Here is a 21,759-nt window from a genome sequence, read left to right as displayed (position 1 = left end):
TCCTTCCCTAGCCGCTTAATCAGTCGACCGTAGATGCGCTACCGTGACGCCTTCATTGCCGCTATTGCCGGCATATTCTTCCTGGGCGTACGCTGACCACTCGGCGTAATCTTCTTTCGAGACCGCTTCGACCCGTATCGGCATGAAACCATGGTCGCGGCCACAGAGTTCCGAACATTGGCCGTAATAGGTTCCCACTGCGTCAACGCGGAACCAGCCTTCATTAATTCGTCCCGGTACGGCGTCGATCTTGATGCCGAATGAGGGGATGGTCCAAGCGTGGAGGACATCATCCGCTGTGACGAGAAGGCGAATATTTGTATCGATTGGGACGACGACGGTTTCATCGGTTTCAAGCAGTCTGAGCTGCCCTTCCGATAGTTCATCTTCCTGTAGCATGACCGCGTCGAACGTAATGTCTTCGCCCAAGTCGGGGTATTCGTAGCTCCAATACCATTGATGGCCAATCGCCTTGATGGTCATCTCCGCTTCCGAAGTTCGATCCATGAAATAAAGCAAGCGGAACGACGGAATCGCGATCGCCACAAGAACGATCACCGGAACAACGGTCCAGAGCACTTCGATAAGAGAGTTGTGGGTGAATTTTTGCGGCGTTGGGTTTCTCTTACGGTTGAAGCGCACAAAAATGTAACCCATCAGGCCCATGACAATCGCCGACATGACGATACAGATCCAAAGCATGATGTCGTTCAAGCTAACGATCCGCTCCATTGTCGGGCTGTGCGCGTCCTGAAACCCCAACTGCCAGTCCTTAGGCGACTGCGCCATGCTCGCGCCGGCACCAATCAAGGTCGTCGAAAAGAAGACCGCAAACGCGATCAGTCTTGTTTTAAGCATCATCGTTTTCCTTCACCCCAACCATGGCGTGAGCAGCCATTTTGCTTGGCGTCGGGCCGAGGGAGGTCATTCCGAATCCCCTGACCGGCGCGGCCAGACTATAATTGGAGTAGGCCCTGGATGTAAGCCATTACAGGCCCTAAATTAGCGATATGGGCTAAATTTGTTCAATTGGCGCCGCCAATACTCATGGTAGCGCGATGATGAAGTCTTATGCGGTTGATATTAAATGGTTATTAGGCGTAGCGACCGTGCGAAGCTGAGACAAAATGCAGCCGCAATAAATTACACCTGCGTCGAATTGTCGCGCTTTTACGCCGCGTATGCTTCATAGCGGTAGCGAAACCAGTAAAAAATAGCCCGCCGCGCTTGGCGTGCCGTGATTTCACTGCCATATGAACGGCTATTGAAGCCATGATCAGGACACCGCCATGAGTGTATTCGACGTCACCGACGATTTGTTTTTCAATCGCGCCGGACTCGACAAGACGCGCACCGAAAGCATCGTCGAAAATGCGCTCGCCGGCATGGATGATGGCGAATTGTTTTTGGAATACCGCCAAAGTGAAGGCTTGTCGTTCGACGACGGCCGCCTCAAAAGCGCCAGCTTCGATACCACACAAGGCTTTGGGCTGCGCGCGATCGCCGACGAGGCGACCGGCTATGCCCATGCTTCTGAGCTTAGCGAAGAAGCGATCCGGCGCGCCGCCGAAACGGTCAAAGCCGTACGCGCGGGCTATTCGGGCGTTGCGGCAGAGGGGCCACAGCCAACCAACCACTCGCTTTATTCAGAATCAAATCCTCTGACCGCAACGCCATTCGAGGAAAAGATCGCGCTGCTCAGCGAAATCGACGCTTATGCACGGAGCAAGGATCCTCGTGTTGATCAGGTCATGATCTCGCTCACCGGAGAATGGCAAGCGGTGCAGATTATCCGCTCGGATGGGCTGAGGGCGGCGGATATCCGCCCCTTGGTACGCCTCAATGTATCGCTCATGGTGAAGGATGGCGAACGACTGGAAACCGGATCTCACGGCGTCGGCGGGCGCTCGAATTATGAGAGCTATATTACGCCGGCCAACTGGCGGGCGCAGGTCGACGAAGCTCTGCGCCAAGCATTGGTAAACCTGGAATCGGTGCCGGCACCTGCCGGAGAGTTTCCCGTGGTTCTCGGACCGGGCTGGCCTGGTATCCTGCTGCATGAAGCCATCGGCCACGGGCTCGAGGGCGATTTTAACCGCAAGAAAACATCTGCTTTCGCCGGGCTTTTGGGCGAACGCGTTGCGGCGGAAGGCGTGACAGTGATCGATGATGGCACAATCGGTGAACGGCGCGGCTCGCTAACTATCGATGATGAAGGCACACCGAGCGGCAGCACCACTTTAATAGAGAACGGGATTCTGCGCGGCTACCTGCAGGACCGCATGAACGCTCGCCTCATGGGCATGGAGCCAACCGGCAACGGCAGACGCGAAAGTTTCGCCCACGCGCCTTTACCGCGCATGACCAACACTTTTATGCTGGCCGGCGAACGCGACCCTGAAGAAATTATAGGCGCCACCAAGCGCGGCATCTACGCTCGTAATTTCGGGGGCGGCCAGGTTGATATCACATCGGGAAAATTCGTCTTTTCGGCCTCTGAGGCATACCTCATCGAGGACGGCAAAATCACCGCGCCACTGAAAGGCGCCAGCCTGATCGGCAGCGGCCCGGACGTACTGAAGCGGGTGAGCGCCATCGGCAATGATTTCGCCCTCGACCCAGGTATCGGTACGTGCGGAAAGGCGGGCCAAGGCGTGCCCGTCGGCGTCGGACTGCCTACAATATTGGTGGATGGTATTACCGTCGGCGGCACGGAGACCTAGCCGAGGCCGTCAATCCAGCATCACCACCTTACCCGTGGCGGCCGATTCTTCGGCCGCCAACGTGGTGCGCACCGCAGCCATGGATTCTTCCGGCGTGATGATGTCGGGCCGCCGGCCTTCGTTGACGCAGCGCACGAAATAAAGAAATTCCTCGCGCAGCGCGCCGCCCATGACGCCATTCATTTCCGGCCAATAGGTCGTATCAGGGCTTCGGAACCCGTCGGCGTTACAGATACCGAAATTGGGGAAGGTGTCCTGAATATGAATAAACCCGTCCGAACCGATAATCGACATTCGTTCGTCGATGTCGAAGGGGGTTTTTTCCGGCATGCACCAGACAGACTCAAGGATGGCGCTGGCACCGGAAGCGAAGCGATACATTGTCTGCCCGACATCGGGATATTTGCGCCCGCGCAGGTCGACCGTCTGCGCATAGGCGCTGACGATACGATCACCGGTCAGCCACAGCATTAGATCCGTATCGTGAATCGTATCGCCAATGATCGGGCCAATTTTATCGAGCATTTCCGAAGTCCAGGCGGCCGGAATATTACGCCGGGCTGTTAGCGACAAAATCTTGCCCAAGCTGCCGCTGTCAATCTCCCGCTTGGCGGCAATATATCGGGGATTGAAGCGGCAAATGTGGCCGACCATCAGATTTCCGGGCGCCTTAGCTGCGGCTTCGCAAATACGCCGGCAATCCTCGACGGTGTGCGCCATCGGTTTTTCTAAAAAAACATGTTTTCCCGCGTGGAGCGCAGCCAAGGCCGGCTCGGTGTGCTGATCCCACATCGTGGTGATGCTCACCGCGTCGATATCCGGGTCCTTCAACATCTCACGGTAATCGGTGAAAGTTTTCGCCACACCGAATTTTTGTGCGAGCTCGTCGAGACGTGGTTTCGTTCGCGTGCACAGTGCCGAGAGTTCAAGCCCCGGAATGCCGGCAATGGCCTGGCAATGTATTTCGCCAAACCAGCCCAGGCCGATGACGCCAATGCGGACAGATTCCATGACGACGCCGCGCTATTTCACGTAGTCGACGAATTCTAGGAAGCTCACCTCGCCATCCTTATCCGCGTCCATTCTGGCGAACCGGCGGTCGGCATATCCATCCCATTCGCCGCGTTCCATACTTTTGTCTGCGTTTTGGTCGATGCGCGCAAAAGATTTTGTCCGACGTTCGGCGCGGCGCTCAGACGGCTGACGGCCGCGATCTCTAAATTCCTCTAATGTAAGTGCGCCATCGCCATCGCCGTCCATCGTGTTGAAACTAGAGATGCGATAAACGGTATATTCAAAACCCGCCATCACACCGTCTTCATTCGTATCAATTCTGTTGAAACGCGCGCGAAACCGCTCTTCGTCATCTTCCGCCTGTTGTGCGGCGGCCGGCTGAACTAAGTTGGGCGTGACAGTCCAGGTTCCGAGAATCAGCGCCGCCGCTAGCGGGAATAATGCGAACTGGGTTAGTTTCATTTTTGACCTCCGATTCATTCCGATTGTCTTTCAATCGGCTGCATACCGTGCCAATTGTGATCGACCCGACGATAAGAGCAACACAAATTCTTGAACTTTCCTAAATTCACGACAACTTTTTAAAAATCACGACGCCGTGGCCCTTTATCCGACCTCTTCACTCGCTCGCCCGCGGCTGTGGGGTGTCGCAAAATCGACAATCGGACCCTTGGGTATGATGCCCAGCGGATTGCGCAAATCGCTGGCCGAATAATAGCCCTGTTTGTAAGCCTCAAGATCACATGTTTGGGCGATGCCCGGCATCTGATAAAGCTCGCGCGCATATCCCCATAAGTTAGGATAATCTTGAAGCCGCCGGAGGTTGCATTTGAAGGCGCCGAAATAGGCCACATCAAAACGCATTAGCGTCGGAAAGAGACGCCAATCCGCCTCACACGGATAGGCACCGCATAAGTAACGGCGAGAGGACAGACGCGCCTCCAACATGTCCAACGCTTCAAAGAGATCGTCAAAAGCCTCTTCATAGGCTTCCTGGCTGCGCGCGAATCCAGTCCGATAAACGCCGTTATTTACGCTTAGGTAAATGCGCTCATTCAACGCATCAATTTCCGACCGCAAATCCGCCGGATAAAGATCAGGGCCACGCGCGCCAGCATCGTCAAAGGCGCTGTTCAGCATGCGGATAATTTCGGCTGATTCATTGTTGACGATTGTTTGAAGTTTCTTGTCCCAAAGCACCGGCACAGTCACCCGCCCGGAAAAATCTGGATCGGCGGAACTGTATATTTCGTGCAGTGCAGCGCTGCCGAAAAGCGAATCGCAATGGCCATGCGGTGCGGCAGCAAACACCCAGCCTTCGGGGCTGCGCTTGGGCAGAACGGTATCCAGAGAAATGATATTTTCCAAACCCTTTAAGACACGCACGATCATCGTGCGGTGCGCCCACGGGCAGCTGACCGCAGCATAAAGGTGATAACGCCCCGATTCCGCGGCAAATCCACCCTCTCCGCCATCAGGTCCAGGTGCGCCGTCAGGCGTGATCCAGTTGCGAAAAGTGGAGACGGAACGGCGGTACTTTCCCTTCTCGGCGGAACCGCTGACCGGCTCCTCAACATGCCACTCGCCTTCAATCATCACACCCATCGTTCAGACCTCTCTTAGAAACGCCCGGCGCGGTAATCGTTGATCGCCTGCTCAATCTCTTCGCGCGTGTTCATCACGAAGGGCCCGTATCGCACAACGGGCTCACCTATGGGTTTGCCAGCGATCAGCAGCGCCTGTCCGCCTTCGGGCCCCCGGCCCGCAGCCGCACCGCCTCTCCACCGCCAAGGACGGCGAGCGTGTGATGCGGCACGTCAACCGCGGAGGCTTCGGCGGCGCCGTCTGTCGAATTGACGACCGCGACCGCGCCTTCGAAGACGTAACAAAGTGCTGTATGACCATCCGGGATGGGCTGAAGATGCTCCGTCTCCGCCGGCAAGCGGATATCAAGATAGATAGGCTGCACCGCGACGCCCTCGATCGCGCCAGAGACGCCGCCAACATCGCCGGCAATGACGCGGATGCGCGCACCACCGTCGCTGTCGATCTCGGGAATTTCATCCGGCTCTAGGTTCTGATAGCGCGGCACACACATTTTTTCCGACGCCGGTAGATTGACCCAGAGTTGAAAGCCGCGCATCAGGCCATCTTCCTGTTGCGGCATTTCCGAATGCACGATACCGCGCCCGGCCGTCATCCATTGTACGCCGCCAGGGGTGAGCGTGCCGCCAGCGCCGGTGCTGTCTTCATGGCGCATGAGACCGTCGAGCATGTAGGTGACGGTCTCAAATCCGCGATGCGGGTGATCGGGAAAGCCGCCGATGTAATCGGCGCCGTCTTCCGAGCCAAATTCATCAAGCAGTAGAAACGGATCGAGACTGTCCAACACGGGCCCGCCAATGGTGCGGTTCAGTTTCACGCCGGCGCCATCGCTGGTGGCAATAGCCGGTACCAAATTGCTCACGCCGCGCAAATTCATCGCATGACTCCAATTACTCCCACGCGCAATCCCGCGCTCTGCCGCATTCTCTTGGAAGCACTCTATCAAGAGGCCAGTTTAGCCGCTATCTCGGCGACGTGACGACCTTGAAAGCGGGCCAGAGAAAGTTCGTTTTCGCTCGGCTGGCGGGCGCCGTCACCGCCGGCAATAGTTGAAGCGCCGTACGGCGATCCACCGGTGACCTCATCGATACGAGTCTGACCCGCCGCCGAGTAGGGCAAGCCGACAATTACCATGCCGTGATGCAACAGGGTGGTGTGGAATGAAAGAATTGTACTTTCCTGCCCGCCATGTTGGGTGGCGGTCGAGGTAAAGACGCTGCCGACCTTGCCGATCAATGCGCCTTTCGCCCACAAGGCACCCGTCTGATCAAGGAAATTGCGCATTTGCGCGGCCATATTACCGAAGCGCGTCGGCGTGCCAAATATGATGCCATCGTAATCGCCAAGCTCGCCGGGCTCCGCAATTGGCGCCTCTTGATCGAGCTTCATGCCGCCCGCGCGCGCCTGTTCATCGGGCACCAATTCCGCAACTCGTTTAACGCTCACCGACACCGAATCAACTGACGCCGCGCCCTCGGCGATGGCGCGCGCCATATTCTCCACATGGCCGTAGCCGCTGTAATAAAGCACCAGAATATTACTCATCGAGCCTCTCCCGAATTTGAAACTATTAATAATCGTTGTGAGATGGAAGGTAGGTTGTCTCCTGTGGCAATAAAATACCCATTAATTTCACATCATTGTTTCCAAAATGGCTATAATAGCTCTCATGGATCCTCTCTCTGGCCTCGCCATATTCGCTGCCGTGGCGGACGCCCAAAGTTTTACGCGCGCCGCCGAGCGCCTTGGTATGTCGAAATCATCGGTCAGCAAGAGCGTTTCGCGTTTGGAGAACCGTCTCGGCGCTCGGCTCCTCAACCGCACCACGCGGCGGCTTAGCCTGACCGAGATGGGGCGCGCATTTCACCAACGCTGCAGCCATATTGTCGAAGCGGCCGAGGCTGCGGAGCTGGCCGTCAGTCGATTGCAGGATTCGCCACGCGGCACGCTCAGGATCAATGTCCCAGTGAGCTTTGGATTGCGCCATCTCGGGCCGGCATTACCGGCATTCATGGCGATGTATCCGGAAGTCCGGATGGACATCGATTTCATGGACCGCCGAGTGGATCTCATTGAGGAGGGTTACGATTTGGCGCTGCGCATCGGAGCGCTGAGCGATTCATCGCTTATCGCGCGCCGACTTGCCCCCAATCGGCTGCTCGCCGTTGCGGCCCCAGACTATCTAAGGCGTCATGGCACGCCGTATCACCCGGCAGCCTTGGCGAGCCACAATTGCCTGACCTACACCTATTCACCGAGCCCCAACGAATGGCGCTTTCAGCATGATGGGCAGCCGCTCGGCGTGCCGGTCTCGGGCACATTACAAACCAATAACGGGGACGTGATTCTGGAAGCCGCGTTGGCGGGGATCGGCATTGCGCTGGCGCCCAGCTTCATCTGCGGCGACGAATTGGCCAGCGGAAGGCTGCGGCGCATCCTCGCAGAGTTTGAGCCGCCGCCCCCTGGTATTCATGCGATGTATCCGCACAGCCGCCATCTCTCAAGCAAAGTGAGTGCCTTTGTCGAATTTCTTGCGGGCCGCTTCGGCGAATTCCCCTATTGGGATCGCGCCTGGACGGATTCGGCCCAACATTATCCCTGACTGTCGAACAGCCGGCCGGCGATTTCGTCCATCCTATCGGCCTCGACGTTGGCGAAGGAAAATCGCAGATAGGATTCCTGCTCGGGTCCGAAAAAATTGCCGGGGAGACACAGCATATTATATTTGTCCGCTAGCCTGCGCGCCACTTCACTAGCGCCTTTGCCCTCATGGGGATGGCGCATATAGGCGAAAAACGCGCCGGCGCTGACAACTTGATACTCCAGATCATTGCGCGCAAAGGCACGGTGCAGGGCCTCGAGACGCGCCAGGCTGAGGCGGCGTTTCTCGCGCTTCCAGCCTTCCAGATTTTGCAAGCCGAAAAGCGCCGCAGCCTGGCCAATCGCCGGCGCGCAAATCGCGGCGCAGTCCATTGCCTTGGCGATCTCCGCCGAGATCTCCGGCCCTGCCACCAACCCGCCGACCCGGTGTCCGGTGATGGCATAGACCTTCGAGAAGCTGAACAGTTGGATCAATGTTGACTGCCAGCCGGGCTCTCGTAGCAGCGTATGCGGGGCATCTTCGGTAGGGAGAAAATCCTTATAGGTTTCGTCCAGCACCAGCGCGATGCCGCGATCTTGCGCCAAATCGTAAAATTTTCGAATCACTTCGGGCGGATAGATCGCACCGGTCGGATTGTTGGGGCTGACGAGGATGATGGCGCGTGTCCACGCAGTAATTTTACGCGCCGCCTCTTCGACATCAGGAATGCCGCCCTCGGTGGCCTGAAAGGTTAGCGGGACGGCGTGCACGCCCAGCATGTTCAGCCACATGTGGTGATTGAAATAAAAAGGCGCGGGCAAAATTACTTCATCGCCCGCTCCGGCCAGAGCCATCAGGGTGAGGCAAAAAGCCTGGTTGCAGCCGGCCGTGATGCTGACCTCGGCCGCCGTGACGTTGGCGCCGTAAAATTTACCGAGATCGGCAGCGAACGCGGCGCGTAATTCTGGCGTGCCCTGAATGGGCGTGTAGCGCGACAATTCGGGCCGGTGGATGATTTCTGCCAGATGCTCCAAAAGCTCGGGCGCCGGCGGATAGCTCGGCTCCGCTTGGGCAAGGTCAATGAGCGGCCTGTCGTCCGGGAACGTTCGGCCTGCAATCCAACTCCACGCTTCGGAAATGGGCGGCGGCGCAACGGCGGAAAAAAGTGGATTGACGGGATAACTCATGTTCGTTTCCAATCCGCAATCACAGGCGTTCTATCAGTAGGCATATTCCTCAAATAGCGGATCGACACTCCTGTTCCAACGCGTTTCATAGGCGTCGAGCAGGTCTTCCGCCGGTGTGCGACCCGTTTCAACAATTTGTTGGAGGGGCGTTAGATAGCCTTGCTCATCAGAATCGTGATTCCCCGCTACCGCGCGGCGCCGCAACCCGTCGCGGGCGATGCGCACCGCATCGCGCGCTATATCACCGATCGTGCGCCCGCCCAGCTCCGTCTTAAAGCCGTTCTGCGCGACATCCACATGCGCGCGTAAAATTTCGTCATGCGACCATCCCTGGCATAGCGCCTCCGCCTCTGACAGGGCCGTGCTGTCGTAGAGAAGCCCCACCCAAAGCGCCGGCAGGGCACAAAGCCGGCCCCACGGCCCGCCATCAGCGCCGCGCACTTCCATGTATTTTTTGATGCGCACCTCGGGGAAAATCGTCGTCATATGATCTTCCCAATCCTTGATCGTCGGGCGCTCGCCTTCCAAACCGGGCAACTTGCCGGCCAAAAAATCGCGGAAGGAGCGGCCCGATACATCCATATATTTACCGTCGCGGAGTACAAAATACATCGGCACATCGAGCACATAATCAACATAGCGCTCGAAGCCCATCCCATCCTCGAAGGCGAACGGTAGCAGGCCGCAGCGCTCCGGATCGGTGCGCGTCCAAACATGGCTGCGATAGCTCAAATAACCGCTCGGCTTGCCCTCGACGAAAGGCGAATTGGCGAACAACGCTACGGCGGCTGGCTGCAATGCCAGCGAGACCCGCAACTTGCGCACCATATCTGACTCGCTATCGAAATCGAGATTGACCTGCACGGTGCAAGTGCGCGTCATCATATCGAGCCCGAGATCGCCCTTGGTCGGCATGTAGCGGCGCATGATCGCGTAGCGGCCCTTGGGCATCCACGGAATATCCTCGCGCCGCCATTTTGGCTGGAAGCCGAGCCCGAAAAACCCAACACCCAAATCCTTGGCGATGCTTGCTACTTGATCAAGATGGGTATGCACTTCATCGCAGACGCGATGCAAATTTGGCAGCGGCGCACCCGACAATTCGAACTGCCCGCCAGGCTCCAATGATACAGAAGAGCCATCTTCCGCGGTCAACGCGATGACGTTCTCGCCCTCCATATAGGGCTTCCAGTTGTACCGCTGCAGTCCTTCCAGCATCGCGCGAATGCCAGCCGGGCCGTCATAGGGCAACGGCCCAAGGTCTTTTAAATTATAGCCGAATTTTTCGTGCTCCGTGCCAATCGCCCATTGGGCCCGAGGTTTGCAGCCGGATTCAATATAAGCCACGAGGTCGCGTTTCTCGATGGCCTCCTGGTGGGGCGGACGGGCGATATCGTTCATGGCGTTTGAAACCAGTAAAGATTGCTGCGGCGTTTTCCTGCGCGCCTCCTGATACGACGAATAGGCTAAGGCCGCAAGGTTATGAAATGGGGTCTGAACTCCCGGCGCGCAAGTCCCCAACGGTCGCTTGCCAAAGACTGAGCGCCGCGAGGGCTGCGGTCTCAGCGCGTAAAATGCGCGGGCCGAGCGATACCGGAACGCAAAACGGGTAGGACCTGAGGAGGGTTCTTTCCTGCGGCGAGAAACCGCCTTCGGGGCCCACCAAGATGGCCCACAATACGGGTGGCGCGGCGCTCAAGACTTCAAGCCCCGGTGGCCCACCTGCCTCGTCACAAAACAACAGCCGCCGCGCAGATGGCCAAGCGCCCAACAGCTTTTCGAGCGACGCGAGCGGCCGCACCGGCGGCACCTCCATCCGGCCGCATTGTTCGGCAGCCTCGACGGCGTGAGCACGGTAGCGGTCCAACTTGATACGCCCGCTTTGGGTGTGGTGCGAGAGTATGGGCCAGAATTCCGAAACGCCCAATTCGCAGGCCTTTTCAATCAGCATCGCCGAGCGCGCCGGCTTAAGGGGGGCAAACAACAGCACGGGGCCTGTCGCCGCTTGTTGCGGCCGCGTCTGTGTTTCCGCCACCAGCGTACACGTATCGCGGCGCATCTCGGCAATGGCGGCGCGCCACTCACCGTCTCGCCCGTTGAAAATGGCGAGTGTATCGCCCAACTTGAAACGCATCACATTGCCGAGATAGTGAGCTTGGGCACGCTCCACCGGCAATTTGGCGCCAGCGGCAAAGGGCGCGTCGACATATAAACGCACGCGGCGCCCTTTCCCTGGTTGCTTATTGCTATCCACTGTGCCGCGGCCCTGTCTTGTCTCGTGCGCGCGCTCAAGATATCACCATTCCTCATGATCGCACGCCCCTCCCCGCAACAATCGGTGCCGCCGCCCGGCGCGAGCCTTATTCTCGCAATTCTGCCGCGCCGCTTGCGGCCGTTTGCGCTGCTCGCGCGCCTCGACAAACCGATCGGCACCTGGCTTTTGTTATGGCCGGGCTTATGGAGCATCGCACTCGCGGCGCCAGCGTTGCCGGATGTGCGGCTGCTGGCGCTATTCGCCGCCGGGGCCCTGGTGATGCGCAGCGCCGGCTGCGTCTATAACGATATTGTCGATCGCGATTTCGATGCCCGCGTCGAGCGCACGCGAAACCGGCCTATTGCCTCCGGCGTGATCAGCGTCAAAATGGCCGCAGCATTTCTTGTCCTGTTGCTGGCGCTCGGCCTGGTCATCCTGCTGCAGCTCAACACATTCGCCACCATTCTCGGCGCTGTTTCCCTCGTGCTCGTTTTTACCTATCCGTTCATGAAACGCATAACCTATTGGCCGCAAGCCTTCCTTGGCCTCACCTTCAACTGGGGTGCCTTGTTGGGATGGGCAGCGGTGGAGGGCGGGCTCGCCTGGCCGGCCGGACTGCTTTATGCCGGTGGCATTGCTTGGACGCTCGGCTACGACACCATCTACGCCCACCAGGACAAGGAGGATGACGCCCTGATCGGCGTAAAATCTTCTGCGCTGGCGCTTGGCGATAGGACAAGACCCTGGCTATGGGCTTTCTATCTATTGGCCGTGGCAGGCTTCGCCGCGGCGGGCGCGTTGGCGAACATCGCTTGGCCGTTTTATGCCGGCCTCGGTGCCGTGGCGCTGCTGTTCGTCTGGCAGGCGGTTGCGCTGAAAATTAACGACCCGGGAAATTGCCTGGCAAAATTTAAGCTAAATTTTTGGGTTGGCGCCGTGCTGTTTGCCAGCATCGTCGTTGCACGCGCCATCGGGTGAGAACGTCGAACCTCCAGTGAGCACTTCGCGATGCGGGTGATCGAAGGGCATAGCGTGGGCCCGTAGTGCCAAGCTGCGCTCCCGGCGCAAAGCGGGGTCGCTGGCGTTTTCTGCCACAACGTCATGCAATCCCCGTCCTGGCGCCAGGCGATCACCGGCAAGAATTTGTGCCGTTTCTTGTGCCGCCTGAGCGAACCGCCGCCCCTCGGCTGTGATGGCCGCGAGCGCAAGCGGGCTTCCGGTCGGCGCGAAATAGCCATGGCGCGCCCAGTAGCTTTGCACCGAGCCTAATGTGCCGATTTCCTCGACTTCCAGGGTAAGGCCGCCAAGCCGGCCGAAGACGTAGCTTTGGCCGGAAAGTTCTGTTTCGTGCATGCGCGATAGTTGGCGGTGGTCGAGATAGGTGACCGCGATTTCGACGACCGTTCCGTGACATGGCGCGGGCGTCGCCGGAATCGCCCCGTAACTGGAAAAATGACAGGCATAAACGATATCGAAATCATGAAGCCGCGCTTTGAACACCGGGAACACCGTCCCCGGTGCCTGGGCGGCAAATTTATGCCGCAGCCTCGACGGCGCCGCGTTGGCGCCATAAGCCAGCACGGCGGTTCGCTCGTGCATCGGCGCGGCGCCTCTTTGTAAAAGCGAAACGTCAACACCGTCTTCGCCGGATTCAAACAGCGGAATGGTGTCACCATCTACGAATAGATATGAATGGGTGGGACGGGCGAAAGGATAATCCAGGGCAACGGCGACCATGTCGGCCACCGCCTTAGTCATCGTTGGCGCCGACAATCATGTGGCCGCGTTTGGCGGCGATTTCACGATCTACCAATCCGATAGCGAAACGGATGTAGTCGGCCAGCGCTTCGAGCCGCCGTTTGCGGCTGAGGCTGGAAAAATCAGGATCGGATTCCATCCGAGTCTCAATCTGAGAGAGGCGGAGCGGCATGGCAGCGAGAATTTCCCTAACCTCGTCGATGCGATCGTTGACTTCGCTCAAGCTGGCAACCGCACGCACATCTGCGCCGCCCGACGCGTCAGTGATTTCCTTGAAGATGCGTTCAAGGCGGGTGCGATAGGGAGCAAGCTGCAACATGTTCAGAGTATGGCCTTGATCGAAGTGGAGAGATAGTCTCTCTATTCGCGCTTCAACGCATCGTGAATCATCACCGGAATAGAATGGCTTACAACTCTTTGCGCGACTTCATGCAGCACCTCGAAACCGAGGGCGCCTTGGCGCGCGTTCGGGCGCCGGTTTCGCCTGAACTGGAAGTCACGGAAATTCAAACCCGCTTGCTCGCCGAGAGCGGCCCAGCCGTGTTGTTCGAAAATGTCGTGGACGCGGAAAATAAATCCTATGGCATGCCGATGCTGGTCAATCTGTTCGGCAGCGTCGAGCGGGTCGCCATGGGCATGGGGCGGACGCCGGAAACCTTGCGCGACATCGGCGAGATGCTCGCCTTTTTACGCCAGCCCGAACCGCCGGGCGGCTGGCGCGAAGCCTTCGAGATGCTGCCGCTCCTGCGCCGAGTCATGACGATGAAACCAAAATCTGTCGGCGCCGGCGCCTGCCAAGAAGTGGTGTGGACGGGCGATGATGTGGATCTGCATCGTCTGCCGATTCAAACCTGCTGGCCCGGCGAACCGGGACCGCTCATCACCTGGCCACTTGTGGTAACCCGCGGCCCGGGGACGGCACGCGAGGATGATTACAATCTCGGCATTTATCGGATGCAGGTGACGGGGCGCAACACCACGTTGATGCGCTGGCTGCGCCACCGCGGTGGGGCCGCGCAGCATCGTCGTTGGGCCGCTGAAAAGCGTGAGCCCTTGCCGGTCGCGGTCGTCATTGGTGCCGATCCGGGCGTCATCCTCGCCGCCGTGACGCCGGTACCCGATACGCTCTCGGAATATCAGTTCGCCGGCCTCCTGCGGGGCCGCAAGGTTGAGCTGGTCAATTGCAAGACTGTCCCGCTTGCCGTACCGGCGGAAGCTGAAATCGTCCTCGAAGGCCATGTCAGCCTGGATGATTACGGCCCGGAAGGCCCGTTTGGCGATCACACCGGCTATTACAACTCGGTCGAGGAATTTCCGCGTTTCACCATCTCCGCCATTACCATGCGCCGCGATCCGATATATCTCTCAACTTTCACCGGCCGGCCGCCGGACGAGCCAAGCATTCTCGGTCAGGCGTTGAACGAAATCTTCGTGCCGCTCTTGGTGCAGCAATTTCCCGAGATCGTCGATTTTTGGCTGCCACCTGAAGCCTGTAGCTACCGGATCGCCGTGGTTTCAATCAACAAGGCTTATCCCGGCCACGCCAAGCGCGTGATGATGGGCGTGTGGTCCTATTTGCGCCAGTTCATGTATACCAAGTGGATCATCGTCGTGGACGCCGACATCAACGCGCGCGATTGGAAAGATGTGATGTGGGCGGTATCGACGCGCATGGACCCTGCGCGCGATATCACGTTGGTGGAAAACACGCCGATCGACTATCTCGATTTCGCCTCGCCCGAGAGCGGGCTGGGTTCCAAAATAGGCCTCGATGCCACCAACAAGCTGGCGCCCGAGACCAAACGCGAATGGGGTCAAAAAATTCGCATGAGTGACGAAATCATCGAAACCGTAACCCGGAAATGGCCAGAATATGGCCTCCCAGGCTCCGGCAAGCCGATCTGGAAGTGACGCCCGCAGCGCCTTCAGATGGGGCGGATGGGGCCTTACCAGCGGCCGCGCGACTATTGAAAAATGGCCGGTTTGAAGATGCGGTACGAATTTGTCTAGAGGTCGTCAAACAGACTCCGGAAAACGCTGCTGCGTGGAGTCTCTTGGGCAACGCACGCGTGGCCCAAAAGCAATATACGAAGGCCATCCGCTGCTACGGACGCGTCCTGACAGTAGCACCTGATTCCGCCGAAGTGCTCAACAATCTCGGCGCCGTGCATCAGCTACGCGGTGACTCAAAACCCGCCGCCGAATGCTTCCGCCGCGCCCTCACGCTGAAGCCCGGCTACGCCCAGGCGCATTGCAATCTCGGTGTGGCGTTGCGCAAACTCGGTCGCCTAAACGACGCCATTGCCTGTCAGCGCCGCGCCATCGACATCGCGCCCGACTACGCCAAAGCCCATTACAATCTTGGCAACGCCCTAAAGGAAGCAAGTGAGAGGAACGCTTCCATTCGAGCCTACGAGCAGGCAATCGCACTCGATCCCGGCCATGCGGAGGCGCACAATAATCTTGGGACAGTCTTAGAAAGCCAGGGCGATACGGTGGAAGCACTTGCCAAATTTTCCCGTGCGATGGCACTGGACGAGACCTATGTGGAAGCGCATTACAATTACGCGCTCTTGCACCGCTTCGAAGCGGGCGACCCCACACTCAACAAGCTCCAACAACTCGACCGTGGGGAAGGCCAGAGCCCACCCAACAAGAACCGCCTCGCCTTCGCGCTGGCCAAGGCGAGTGCCGATCTCGGCGATCATGACACCGCGTTCACGCTCTATGCGCATGCAAATGCCGAGCGGCGACAACGGTCTAATTATGACAAGTCGGCGGCGGCACACGAAGTTGAGACGATAATTGCCGCCAATATCGAGATTCCTGAAATCGTTTTTCCGGCAGAAACCGGAAGCGCGCCGATTCCGATCTTCGTTCTCGGGCTTTCACGCAGTGGTAAAACTCTGGTTGAATCGCTGCTCGCCAGCCAGGCCGATGTCTTCGCCGCCGGCGAGAGCGAAAATTGGCAGCGGCTGAGGCAGGATGCGAAAAGAAAGGGGTCCAATCAGGCCACGCCAGAGCGCCTTGGCGCCGCCTACCGCCAGGAGATGCGCCGCCTTTCGGGGACGGCGCAATATTTCGTTAGCACCCTCGATACCAACATATTCTCACTCGCGGAGATCACCACCGCGTTACCCGAGGCGCGCCTCGTCCTATGCTTGCGCGAGCCCCTCGACAACGCGCTTTTGATGTATTTTAAGCGCTACGAGCAGGGCCATGCTCACGCCTATGATTTCGAGGACATCGCTCACTTTATGGCGCAAAGGGCGCGGCTCCAGGCCCATTGGCGCCGCCTTTATGGAGACCGACTCATGACGCTCGAATATGAATCGCTCACGCGCGGTGGTGCGGCCGTCGCGGCGCAAATTGCCGCGCATGTCGGCCTCCGATTCGATCCCGCTGCCACGCTGCCGGAGCTTCATAGGGAAGAAATCGGCGTCTGGAAATGCTATGATAGGCACATGGACCCGCTTCGTGCCGCGCTCGCCCGTTATCGAGGAACGATATGACGAGGAAAACCGCTTTCGTCAGCGGCGCCTCGGGATTTATCGGGGTCAATCTGGTCAAGCAGTTGGAACTGGCGGGGTGGGAAGTTACCGCGCTGCACCGAAAGAGCTCCGATCTCGCCTATCTGTCGCGCTTTGCGGCACGCCGCGTGATCGGCGACATCACCGACGCCGCCGCGCTCGACGCTGCCATGCCGGCGGGCGTCGACGCGGTGTTTCACGTTGCCGGCAATGTTAGCTTCGATGCCGCAGGCGATGCAGCGCAAACCAGCGACAATATCGACGGTACCCGCAACATGGTCACGACAGCGCTCAACAAAAAGGCGCGGCGTTTCATACAAACCTCGTCAGGCGCGAGTTGGGGGCTGTGGGACAATATCGAAATAAATGAGGATTCGCTTTCGAATGTCGATGACATTCCGGTCAATTATTTCCGCACCAAAAAACTCGCTGAGGATGCGGCGCTGGCGGGTCTCGAGCGCGGCCTCGATGTCGTGGTCGTCAATCCAGCCTATGTGGTGGGGCCGTTCGACCGTGTGATCTGGGGGCCTTTCGTCCAGGCTGTCGCCCAGGGAAAACTTGAAAAAGTAGGCACCGGCGGCGCCGCATTTTGCCATGTGGAAGAAGTGGCGCGCGCCCATATAGCGGCATTCGAGAAAGGTGTGCGCGGCGAGCGATATCTCCTGTCCGGCGCCCAGGCTAGTTTTGCGCAAGTAGGAGAAACAGTGGCCAGCCTGGTCGGCGGCAAGGCGCCGCGCGCGTCTTCTGAGCGCGATCCCGGAATAACGCCTGAATTGTTCAACGTGATGTCTCTTAACCAGCTTATCGATTGCTCCAAAGCGATACGTGCACTCGACTTCAAGCCGGTCGCCCTTAGGACCATGTTCGGCGACCTCTGCGCCTGGATGCGCGAAGAAGGCTTGCTCGATCCGAAATAGAGCCCTGGCGCGGATGGGCAGGCGACACTATATAAGAACCCGGCAATTAAGAACCCGGCGGCGCGCTTCGGCCGCGTTGCCAAGATTTTACGCTCACCTCGAACGATAGGGCTGACTGAATGACCGCAATTGGCGATCCCACTTCCCTGCTCGGCGCATTGTTGGAAAAAGCCAAGAAGGCCGGTGCAGACGATGCAGACGCCGTGATCATGCACGGCATCTCGTTGGGCGTCAGCTATCGCCTCGGCAAGTCAGAGGATCTTCAACGCTCGGAAGGGCGCGATCTTGGCCTCCGCGTGCTGTTAGGCCGTCGCCAGGCGATGGTCTCCACAACGGATTTCGCCGAGGATGCCCTTGATACGCTGGTCGAACGCGCCATCGCCATGGCGCGGGCGGTGCCTGAAGACCCTTATTGCGGACTTATTGATCCCGAACAGCTGGCGCGCGACTGGCCTGACCTGGAGCTTGCCGATACGCGCGAGCCCCAAGCTGAACAATTGATCGACTGGGCGCGCCGCGCCGAAGAAGCAGCGCGTGCCATTCCTGGCGTGACGAATTCCGAAGGCGGCGACGCCGGATGGAGCCACAGCAGTGCAGCGCTTGCCACCAGCGGCGGGTTCTCTGGTGGTTATGAAACCTCGCGCTTCTCGTTTAGCGCCTCCGTCATTGCCGGTGCCGACACTGGCATGGAGCGCGATTATGATTGGTCTTCTGCTTGCTTTGAGGAAGACCTCGACAGCCCGGAAGAAGTCGGCAAGCGCGCAGGCGAACGCGCCACCCGCAGACTCAATCCGCGGAAGGCGGCCTCGGGGGCGGTCCCGGTGGTCTATGACCCGCGCGTCTCCGGCGGCCTCATCCGTCATCTCGCCGGCGCCATCTCCGGCCCGTCCGTGGCGCGCGGCACGAGTTTTTTGAAAGACCGGCTGCATCAATCCGTTTTCGCCCCTGGAATCCAAGTGATCGACGATCCGCACCGCAAGCGCGGCCTGCGCTCACGCCCGTTTGACGGCGAAGGCGCACCGACAACCCGCCGCCATATCGTTGAAGATGGCGTGCTCGCCACCTGGCTCCTCGACTCACGCTCAGCGCGGCAGTTGAAAATGCGCTCCACCGGCCATGCAGCACGCGGAACCGGCGGGCCGCCATCGCCATCGCCGTCCAACCTCTATCTCGCGCCCGGCGAATTGAATCCGCAGGCTCTAATAGCGGATATTGAGAGCGGCATGTACGTGACCGAGCTGATCGGCATGGGGGTCAATGGCGTCACCGGGGATTACAGCCGCGGCGCCGCCGGATATTGGATCGACAAGGGTGAGATCGCCTGGCCGGTAAGTGAGTTGACTGTGGCCGGCAACCTGAACGACATGTTCGCCCACCTCACGCCGGCGAACGATCTAACTTTTCGCCATGGCATCGACGCGCCAACGCTACGGATAGACGGCATGACCGTCGCCGGACAGTAAGCTAAACTCATCGACATGAGCACCGAGCCCGTCGAACCGGGCTGCGCCGATCACGAATTGCTCTTGCGGGCTGTGCGCGAGGCTGGTGCCTGCGCCCTAAAACGCTTTCAAAAAGAGCAACGGGTTTGGCGCAAAAGCAAATACCACCCTGTGTGCGAAGCCGACATCGAAACCAACACGGTTTTGCAGGAAATGCTGATGGGTGCGCGACCGGACTATGGCTGGCTCTCGGAAGAATCGGAAGACAATCCGCAGCGCCTAGAGTGCCGCCGCATTTGGGTGGTCGATCCCATTGACGGCACCAACAGCTACCTCAAGGGATTGCCGGAATTCGCCGTCTCGGTGGCTCTGATCGAGGACGGTGCGGCGCTGCTGGGTGCGGTGTTCAACCCGGCGCGCGATGAATTTTTCGAAGCCGTGAAGGGTGGCGGAGCGCGACTTAACGGCGACATTATCTCGGTAACCGCCTGCGCCGATGTGGCGCAGATGAAAATACTCGCCAGCCGCTCCGAACATAGTGAGGCCGGCTGGACCGAGCGCTTTCAAGCCGGAAATGTCCATGCCATAAGTTCCATCGCATATAAGCTCGCGCTCGTTTCTGATGGGCGCTTCGATGCTGCCGCGAGCGCCTGGCCCAAAGCCGATTGGGATATCTGCGCCGGCTGCCTGCTGGTGAGTGAAGCAGGCGGCAGCATCACCAGCATTGCCGGCAATCAGCTCATCTTCAATCGGGAGCGCCCCCTCCACCCAACCTGCCTGGCGAGCAACGGCCACCTCCATGATGATCTGATGGCAGAACTAGGCGATTGGGCAGAAAAATGAGATGGCCCCGCGATTGTTCGTATTCCGCCTGCCGTGATATAAATTTCTCTCAGATTCAAGCGCTTAGGATTTAAATCCGCTGAAGACTGAGAAACCGGTGACCGACAATAATTCCCAACCGCACGCGCAGGGCACGCGTGGCCTGCTCACGCGCCTGGTGCGCGAGTATATGCGCCCCTATTGGCGGCGCGTGTCGTTGGCTATTTTCTTCATGATTATCGCCGCTGGCGGCAATGCAGCACTGGCCCGTCTTATGAAGCCGGTGTTTGATGACGTATTCGACAAACATGACCGTGACATGCTGCTCCTGGTGACGGTCCTGGTGATTGTGGTGAGCCTGGTGAAGGGTGCCGCGACCTATGGTCAAACGGTGCTAATGGCCTTTGTCGGCCAGCGCATCATCGCCGACTTACAGACCAAATTGTTCAGTCATGTGATCCAATTCGATCTCGCCTTTTTTCATGATACCGCATCGGGCAAATTGGTCTCGCGCATGACCAACGACATCAATCTGATGCGCAATGCCTTGGCGAATACGCTAACCGGCCTGATTAAGGATTCGCTCTCGCTCGTCTTCCTCGTCGGGGTGATGTTTTGGATGGATTGGAAGCTAGCGTTATTGGCCTTTGTCGTCTTTCCCATCGCGGTTTTTCCGATCGTTCGCATTGGCCGGCGTATGCGCAAGGTCTCTACTTCGGCAATGGATGAGCTTGGCCGCTTTACAGTGCGGCTCAACGAGGCGTTTCAGGGTGTGCGTCATATTAAGGCCTACAATATGGAAGCGTTCGAGGCCGAGCGCACCGGACGCCAGATCGAAAACGTCTTCCGTCTGATATATAAGGCGCTACGCACGCGCGCTGGCGCGTCGCCAATTATGGAAACACTGGGCGGTGTGTTTATCGCGGCGGTTATGTTTTATGGCGGCTCGCAGGTCATCGACAATGCGCTCACAACCGGCGAGTTCTTCGCCTTTATCACTGCCATGCTGATGGCCTATCAGCCGCTCAAGGCGCTGGCCAACCTCAACGTTAATTTACAGGAAGGCTTGGCGGCAACGCAGAGGGTATTTGGGATTCTTGACTCCGAGCCGCGAATATTTTCGAAGCCCGGCGCACCCGATTTGTCCGTGCACGGCGGGGAGATAACTTTCAACGATGTCTCATTTAGCTACAACAACGGCACGGCGGCGTTGAACGGCGTGTCGCTCACCGTACCGGAAGGGTGCACGGTGGCGCTAGTCGGCCCGTCGGGGGCGGGGAAATCGACCATTCTAAATTTATTGCCGCGCTTTTATGACGCTGATACGGGCCAAGTAACCATCGACAACACTGACGTGCGCAGCGTCGACCTTACCTCTCTGCGCAACGCCATCGGCCTGGTGAGCCAGGAAACGGTGCTGTTCGATGACAGCGTGCGCGCCAATATCGCTTATGGCCGCCTGGCGGCAAGCGCGGCGGAAATCGTCGCCGCCGCCAAGGGCGCGGACGCGCACACCTTTATTGAGAAATTGCCCGAAGGTTATGACACGCTGATCGGCGAACATGGCGCCAAGCTCTCCGGCGGCCAACGCCAGCGCCTCTCTATCGCCCGCGCCATGTTGAAGGATGCACCGATCCTGCTGCTCGACGAGGCGACCTCTGCGCTCGACCCAAAAACCGAGCAACAAATTCAGCAAAGCTTGCGCCTCCTCATGCAGGGCCGCACCACCCTCGTGATCGCCCATCGGCTAACGACAGTGCAGGAAGCCGACATCATCTACTTTATTCAGGACGGACGCGTCGTCGAATCCGGTTCGCACCAGACCCTGATGGCCAAGGACGGCGCCTACGCTAAGCTTTATTCGCTCGAGCTGCTGCCGGCGAACCAAATGGCTAAAGCGAGCATCGACGACGTGGACGACTGATC

The 21,759-nt window shown here is 58.8% G+C and carries 19 protein-coding genes and 1 pseudogene; 9 read left to right on the top strand and 11 right to left on the bottom strand.

Going from position 1 to position 21,759, the window contains the following annotated elements:
• Positions 1–15: 15 nt before the first annotated feature.
• Positions 16–861 carry a cytochrome c oxidase subunit II gene (coxB, locus tag O3A94_04795; protein MDA1355570.1) on the bottom strand — a complete coding sequence of 282 codons (846 nt, stop codon included), beginning with the start codon at positions 859–861 and terminating at the stop codon, positions 16–18.
• 428 nt (positions 862–1,289) lie between these two features.
• Here coxB and tldD point away from each other — a divergent pair, with 428 nt between their 5' ends.
• Positions 1,290–2,723, top strand: a complete 1,434-nt coding sequence (gene tldD, locus O3A94_04790; protein ID MDA1355569.1) for a metalloprotease TldD — start codon at positions 1,290–1,292, stop codon at positions 2,721–2,723.
• A gap of 9 nt (positions 2,724–2,732) precedes the next feature.
• Here the strand turns inward: tldD and O3A94_04785 are convergent, their stop codons facing one another.
• The 5 genes and pseudogenes from O3A94_04785 to wrbA all read right to left on the bottom strand — a co-directional run bounded on the left by O3A94_04785 (position 2,733) and on the right by wrbA (position 6,887).
• On the bottom strand, positions 2,733–3,734 hold the full coding sequence (locus tag O3A94_04785; GenBank protein ID MDA1355568.1) for a Gfo/Idh/MocA family oxidoreductase: 1,002 nt from the start codon (positions 3,732–3,734) through the stop codon (positions 2,733–2,735).
• A 12-nt stretch (positions 3,735–3,746) separates the two neighbouring features.
• Entirely contained in the window at positions 3,747–4,199 is a 453-nt protein-coding gene (locus O3A94_04780) for an EF-hand domain-containing protein (GenBank protein ID MDA1355567.1), read from the bottom strand.
• Positions 4,200–4,343: 144 nt separating this feature from the next.
• Complete coding sequence (locus O3A94_04775) at positions 4,344–5,342, bottom strand: glutathione S-transferase family protein (protein ID MDA1355566.1); 999 nt, start codon at positions 5,340–5,342, stop codon at positions 4,344–4,346.
• 14 nt (positions 5,343–5,356) lie between these two features.
• Positions 5,357–6,219: pseudogene (locus tag O3A94_04770) on the bottom strand (pirin family protein).
• Positions 6,220–6,284: 65 nt separating this feature from the next.
• Entirely contained in the window at positions 6,285–6,887 is a 603-nt protein-coding gene (gene wrbA / locus O3A94_04765) for an NAD(P)H:quinone oxidoreductase (GenBank protein MDA1355565.1), read from the bottom strand.
• Positions 6,888–7,011: 124 nt separating this feature from the next.
• On the opposite strand from wrbA, the gene O3A94_04760 reads away from it, so the two are divergent.
• Positions 7,012–7,944, top strand: a complete 933-nt coding sequence (locus tag O3A94_04760) for a LysR family transcriptional regulator (GenBank protein MDA1355564.1) — start codon at positions 7,012–7,014, stop codon at positions 7,942–7,944.
• Here O3A94_04760 and O3A94_04755 read toward each other — a convergent pair.
• The 3 genes from O3A94_04755 to O3A94_04745 all read right to left on the bottom strand — a co-directional run bounded on the left by O3A94_04755 (position 7,935) and on the right by O3A94_04745 (position 11,328).
• On the bottom strand, positions 7,935–9,110 hold the full coding sequence (locus O3A94_04755) for an aminotransferase (protein MDA1355563.1): 1,176 nt from the start codon (positions 9,108–9,110) through the stop codon (positions 7,935–7,937). The genes O3A94_04760 and O3A94_04755 overlap by 10 nt on opposite strands.
• Before the next feature lie 33 nt (positions 9,111–9,143).
• Positions 9,144–10,511, bottom strand: coding sequence for a glutamate--cysteine ligase (locus tag O3A94_04750; GenBank protein ID MDA1355562.1), 1,368 nt, complete (start codon positions 10,509–10,511; stop codon positions 9,144–9,146).
• Between the two features lie 79 nt (positions 10,512–10,590).
• Positions 10,591–11,328, bottom strand: a complete 738-nt coding sequence (locus O3A94_04745; protein ID MDA1355561.1) for a 16S rRNA (uracil(1498)-N(3))-methyltransferase — start codon at positions 11,326–11,328, stop codon at positions 10,591–10,593.
• Positions 11,329–11,418: 90 nt separating this feature from the next.
• Between O3A94_04745 and ubiA the strand changes: the two genes are divergently transcribed.
• Positions 11,419–12,342: a 4-hydroxybenzoate octaprenyltransferase gene (gene ubiA / locus O3A94_04740; protein MDA1355560.1), complete on the top strand. Its 924-nt coding sequence runs from the start codon at positions 11,419–11,421 to the stop codon at positions 12,340–12,342.
• On the opposite strand, the gene O3A94_04735 is transcribed toward ubiA, so the two are convergent.
• A complete protein-coding gene (locus O3A94_04735) occupies positions 12,280–13,122 on the bottom strand; it encodes a hypothetical protein (protein MDA1355559.1) in 843 nt (280 codons plus the stop codon). The two genes, ubiA and O3A94_04735, sit on opposite strands and share 63 nt — an antisense overlap.
• The gene (locus tag O3A94_04730) at positions 13,115–13,441 is read right to left on the bottom strand and encodes a hypothetical protein (protein MDA1355558.1); all 327 of its coding nucleotides are present in this window, start codon (positions 13,439–13,441) and stop codon (positions 13,115–13,117) included. Before O3A94_04730 ends, O3A94_04735 begins: the two co-directional genes overlap by 8 nt.
• Positions 13,442–13,524: 83 nt before the next feature.
• On the opposite strand from O3A94_04730, the gene O3A94_04725 reads away from it, so the two are divergent.
• The 6 genes from O3A94_04725 to O3A94_04700 all read left to right on the top strand — a co-directional run bounded on the left by O3A94_04725 (position 13,525) and on the right by O3A94_04700 (position 21,757).
• Positions 13,525–15,033 (top strand): UbiD family decarboxylase, encoded by a 1,509-nt coding sequence (locus O3A94_04725; protein ID MDA1355557.1) that lies wholly within the window; start codon positions 13,525–13,527, stop codon positions 15,031–15,033.
• The gene (locus O3A94_04720; protein ID MDA1355556.1) at positions 14,985–16,634 is read left to right on the top strand and encodes a tetratricopeptide repeat protein; all 1,650 of its coding nucleotides are present in this window, start codon (positions 14,985–14,987) and stop codon (positions 16,632–16,634) included. The genes O3A94_04725 and O3A94_04720 overlap by 49 nt, the downstream gene beginning before the upstream one ends.
• Entirely contained in the window at positions 16,631–17,569 is a 939-nt protein-coding gene (locus O3A94_04715) for an NAD-dependent epimerase/dehydratase family protein (GenBank protein ID MDA1355555.1), read from the top strand. The genes O3A94_04720 and O3A94_04715 overlap by 4 nt, the downstream gene beginning before the upstream one ends.
• 119 nt (positions 17,570–17,688) lie before the next feature.
• Positions 17,689–19,032 (top strand): TldD/PmbA family protein, encoded by a 1,344-nt coding sequence (locus O3A94_04710; GenBank protein ID MDA1355554.1) that lies wholly within the window; start codon positions 17,689–17,691, stop codon positions 19,030–19,032.
• Positions 19,033–19,047: 15 nt separating this feature from the next.
• A complete protein-coding gene (locus tag O3A94_04705) occupies positions 19,048–19,854 on the top strand; it encodes a 3'(2'),5'-bisphosphate nucleotidase CysQ (protein ID MDA1355553.1) in 807 nt (268 codons plus the stop codon).
• A 169-nt stretch (positions 19,855–20,023) separates the two neighbouring features.
• Positions 20,024–21,757 (top strand): ABC transporter ATP-binding protein, encoded by a 1,734-nt coding sequence (locus tag O3A94_04700; GenBank protein ID MDA1355552.1) that lies wholly within the window; start codon positions 20,024–20,026, stop codon positions 21,755–21,757.
• Positions 21,758–21,759: the final 2 nt, after the last annotated feature.

The sequence above is a fragment of the Pseudomonadota bacterium genome (assembly GCA_027624955.1).
GTDB lineage: Bacteria > Pseudomonadota > Alphaproteobacteria > UBA828 > UBA828 > PTKB01.
The sequence above is the reverse complement of the archived record's forward strand: the minus strand, read 5'-3'. Positions and strand labels throughout refer to the sequence as shown.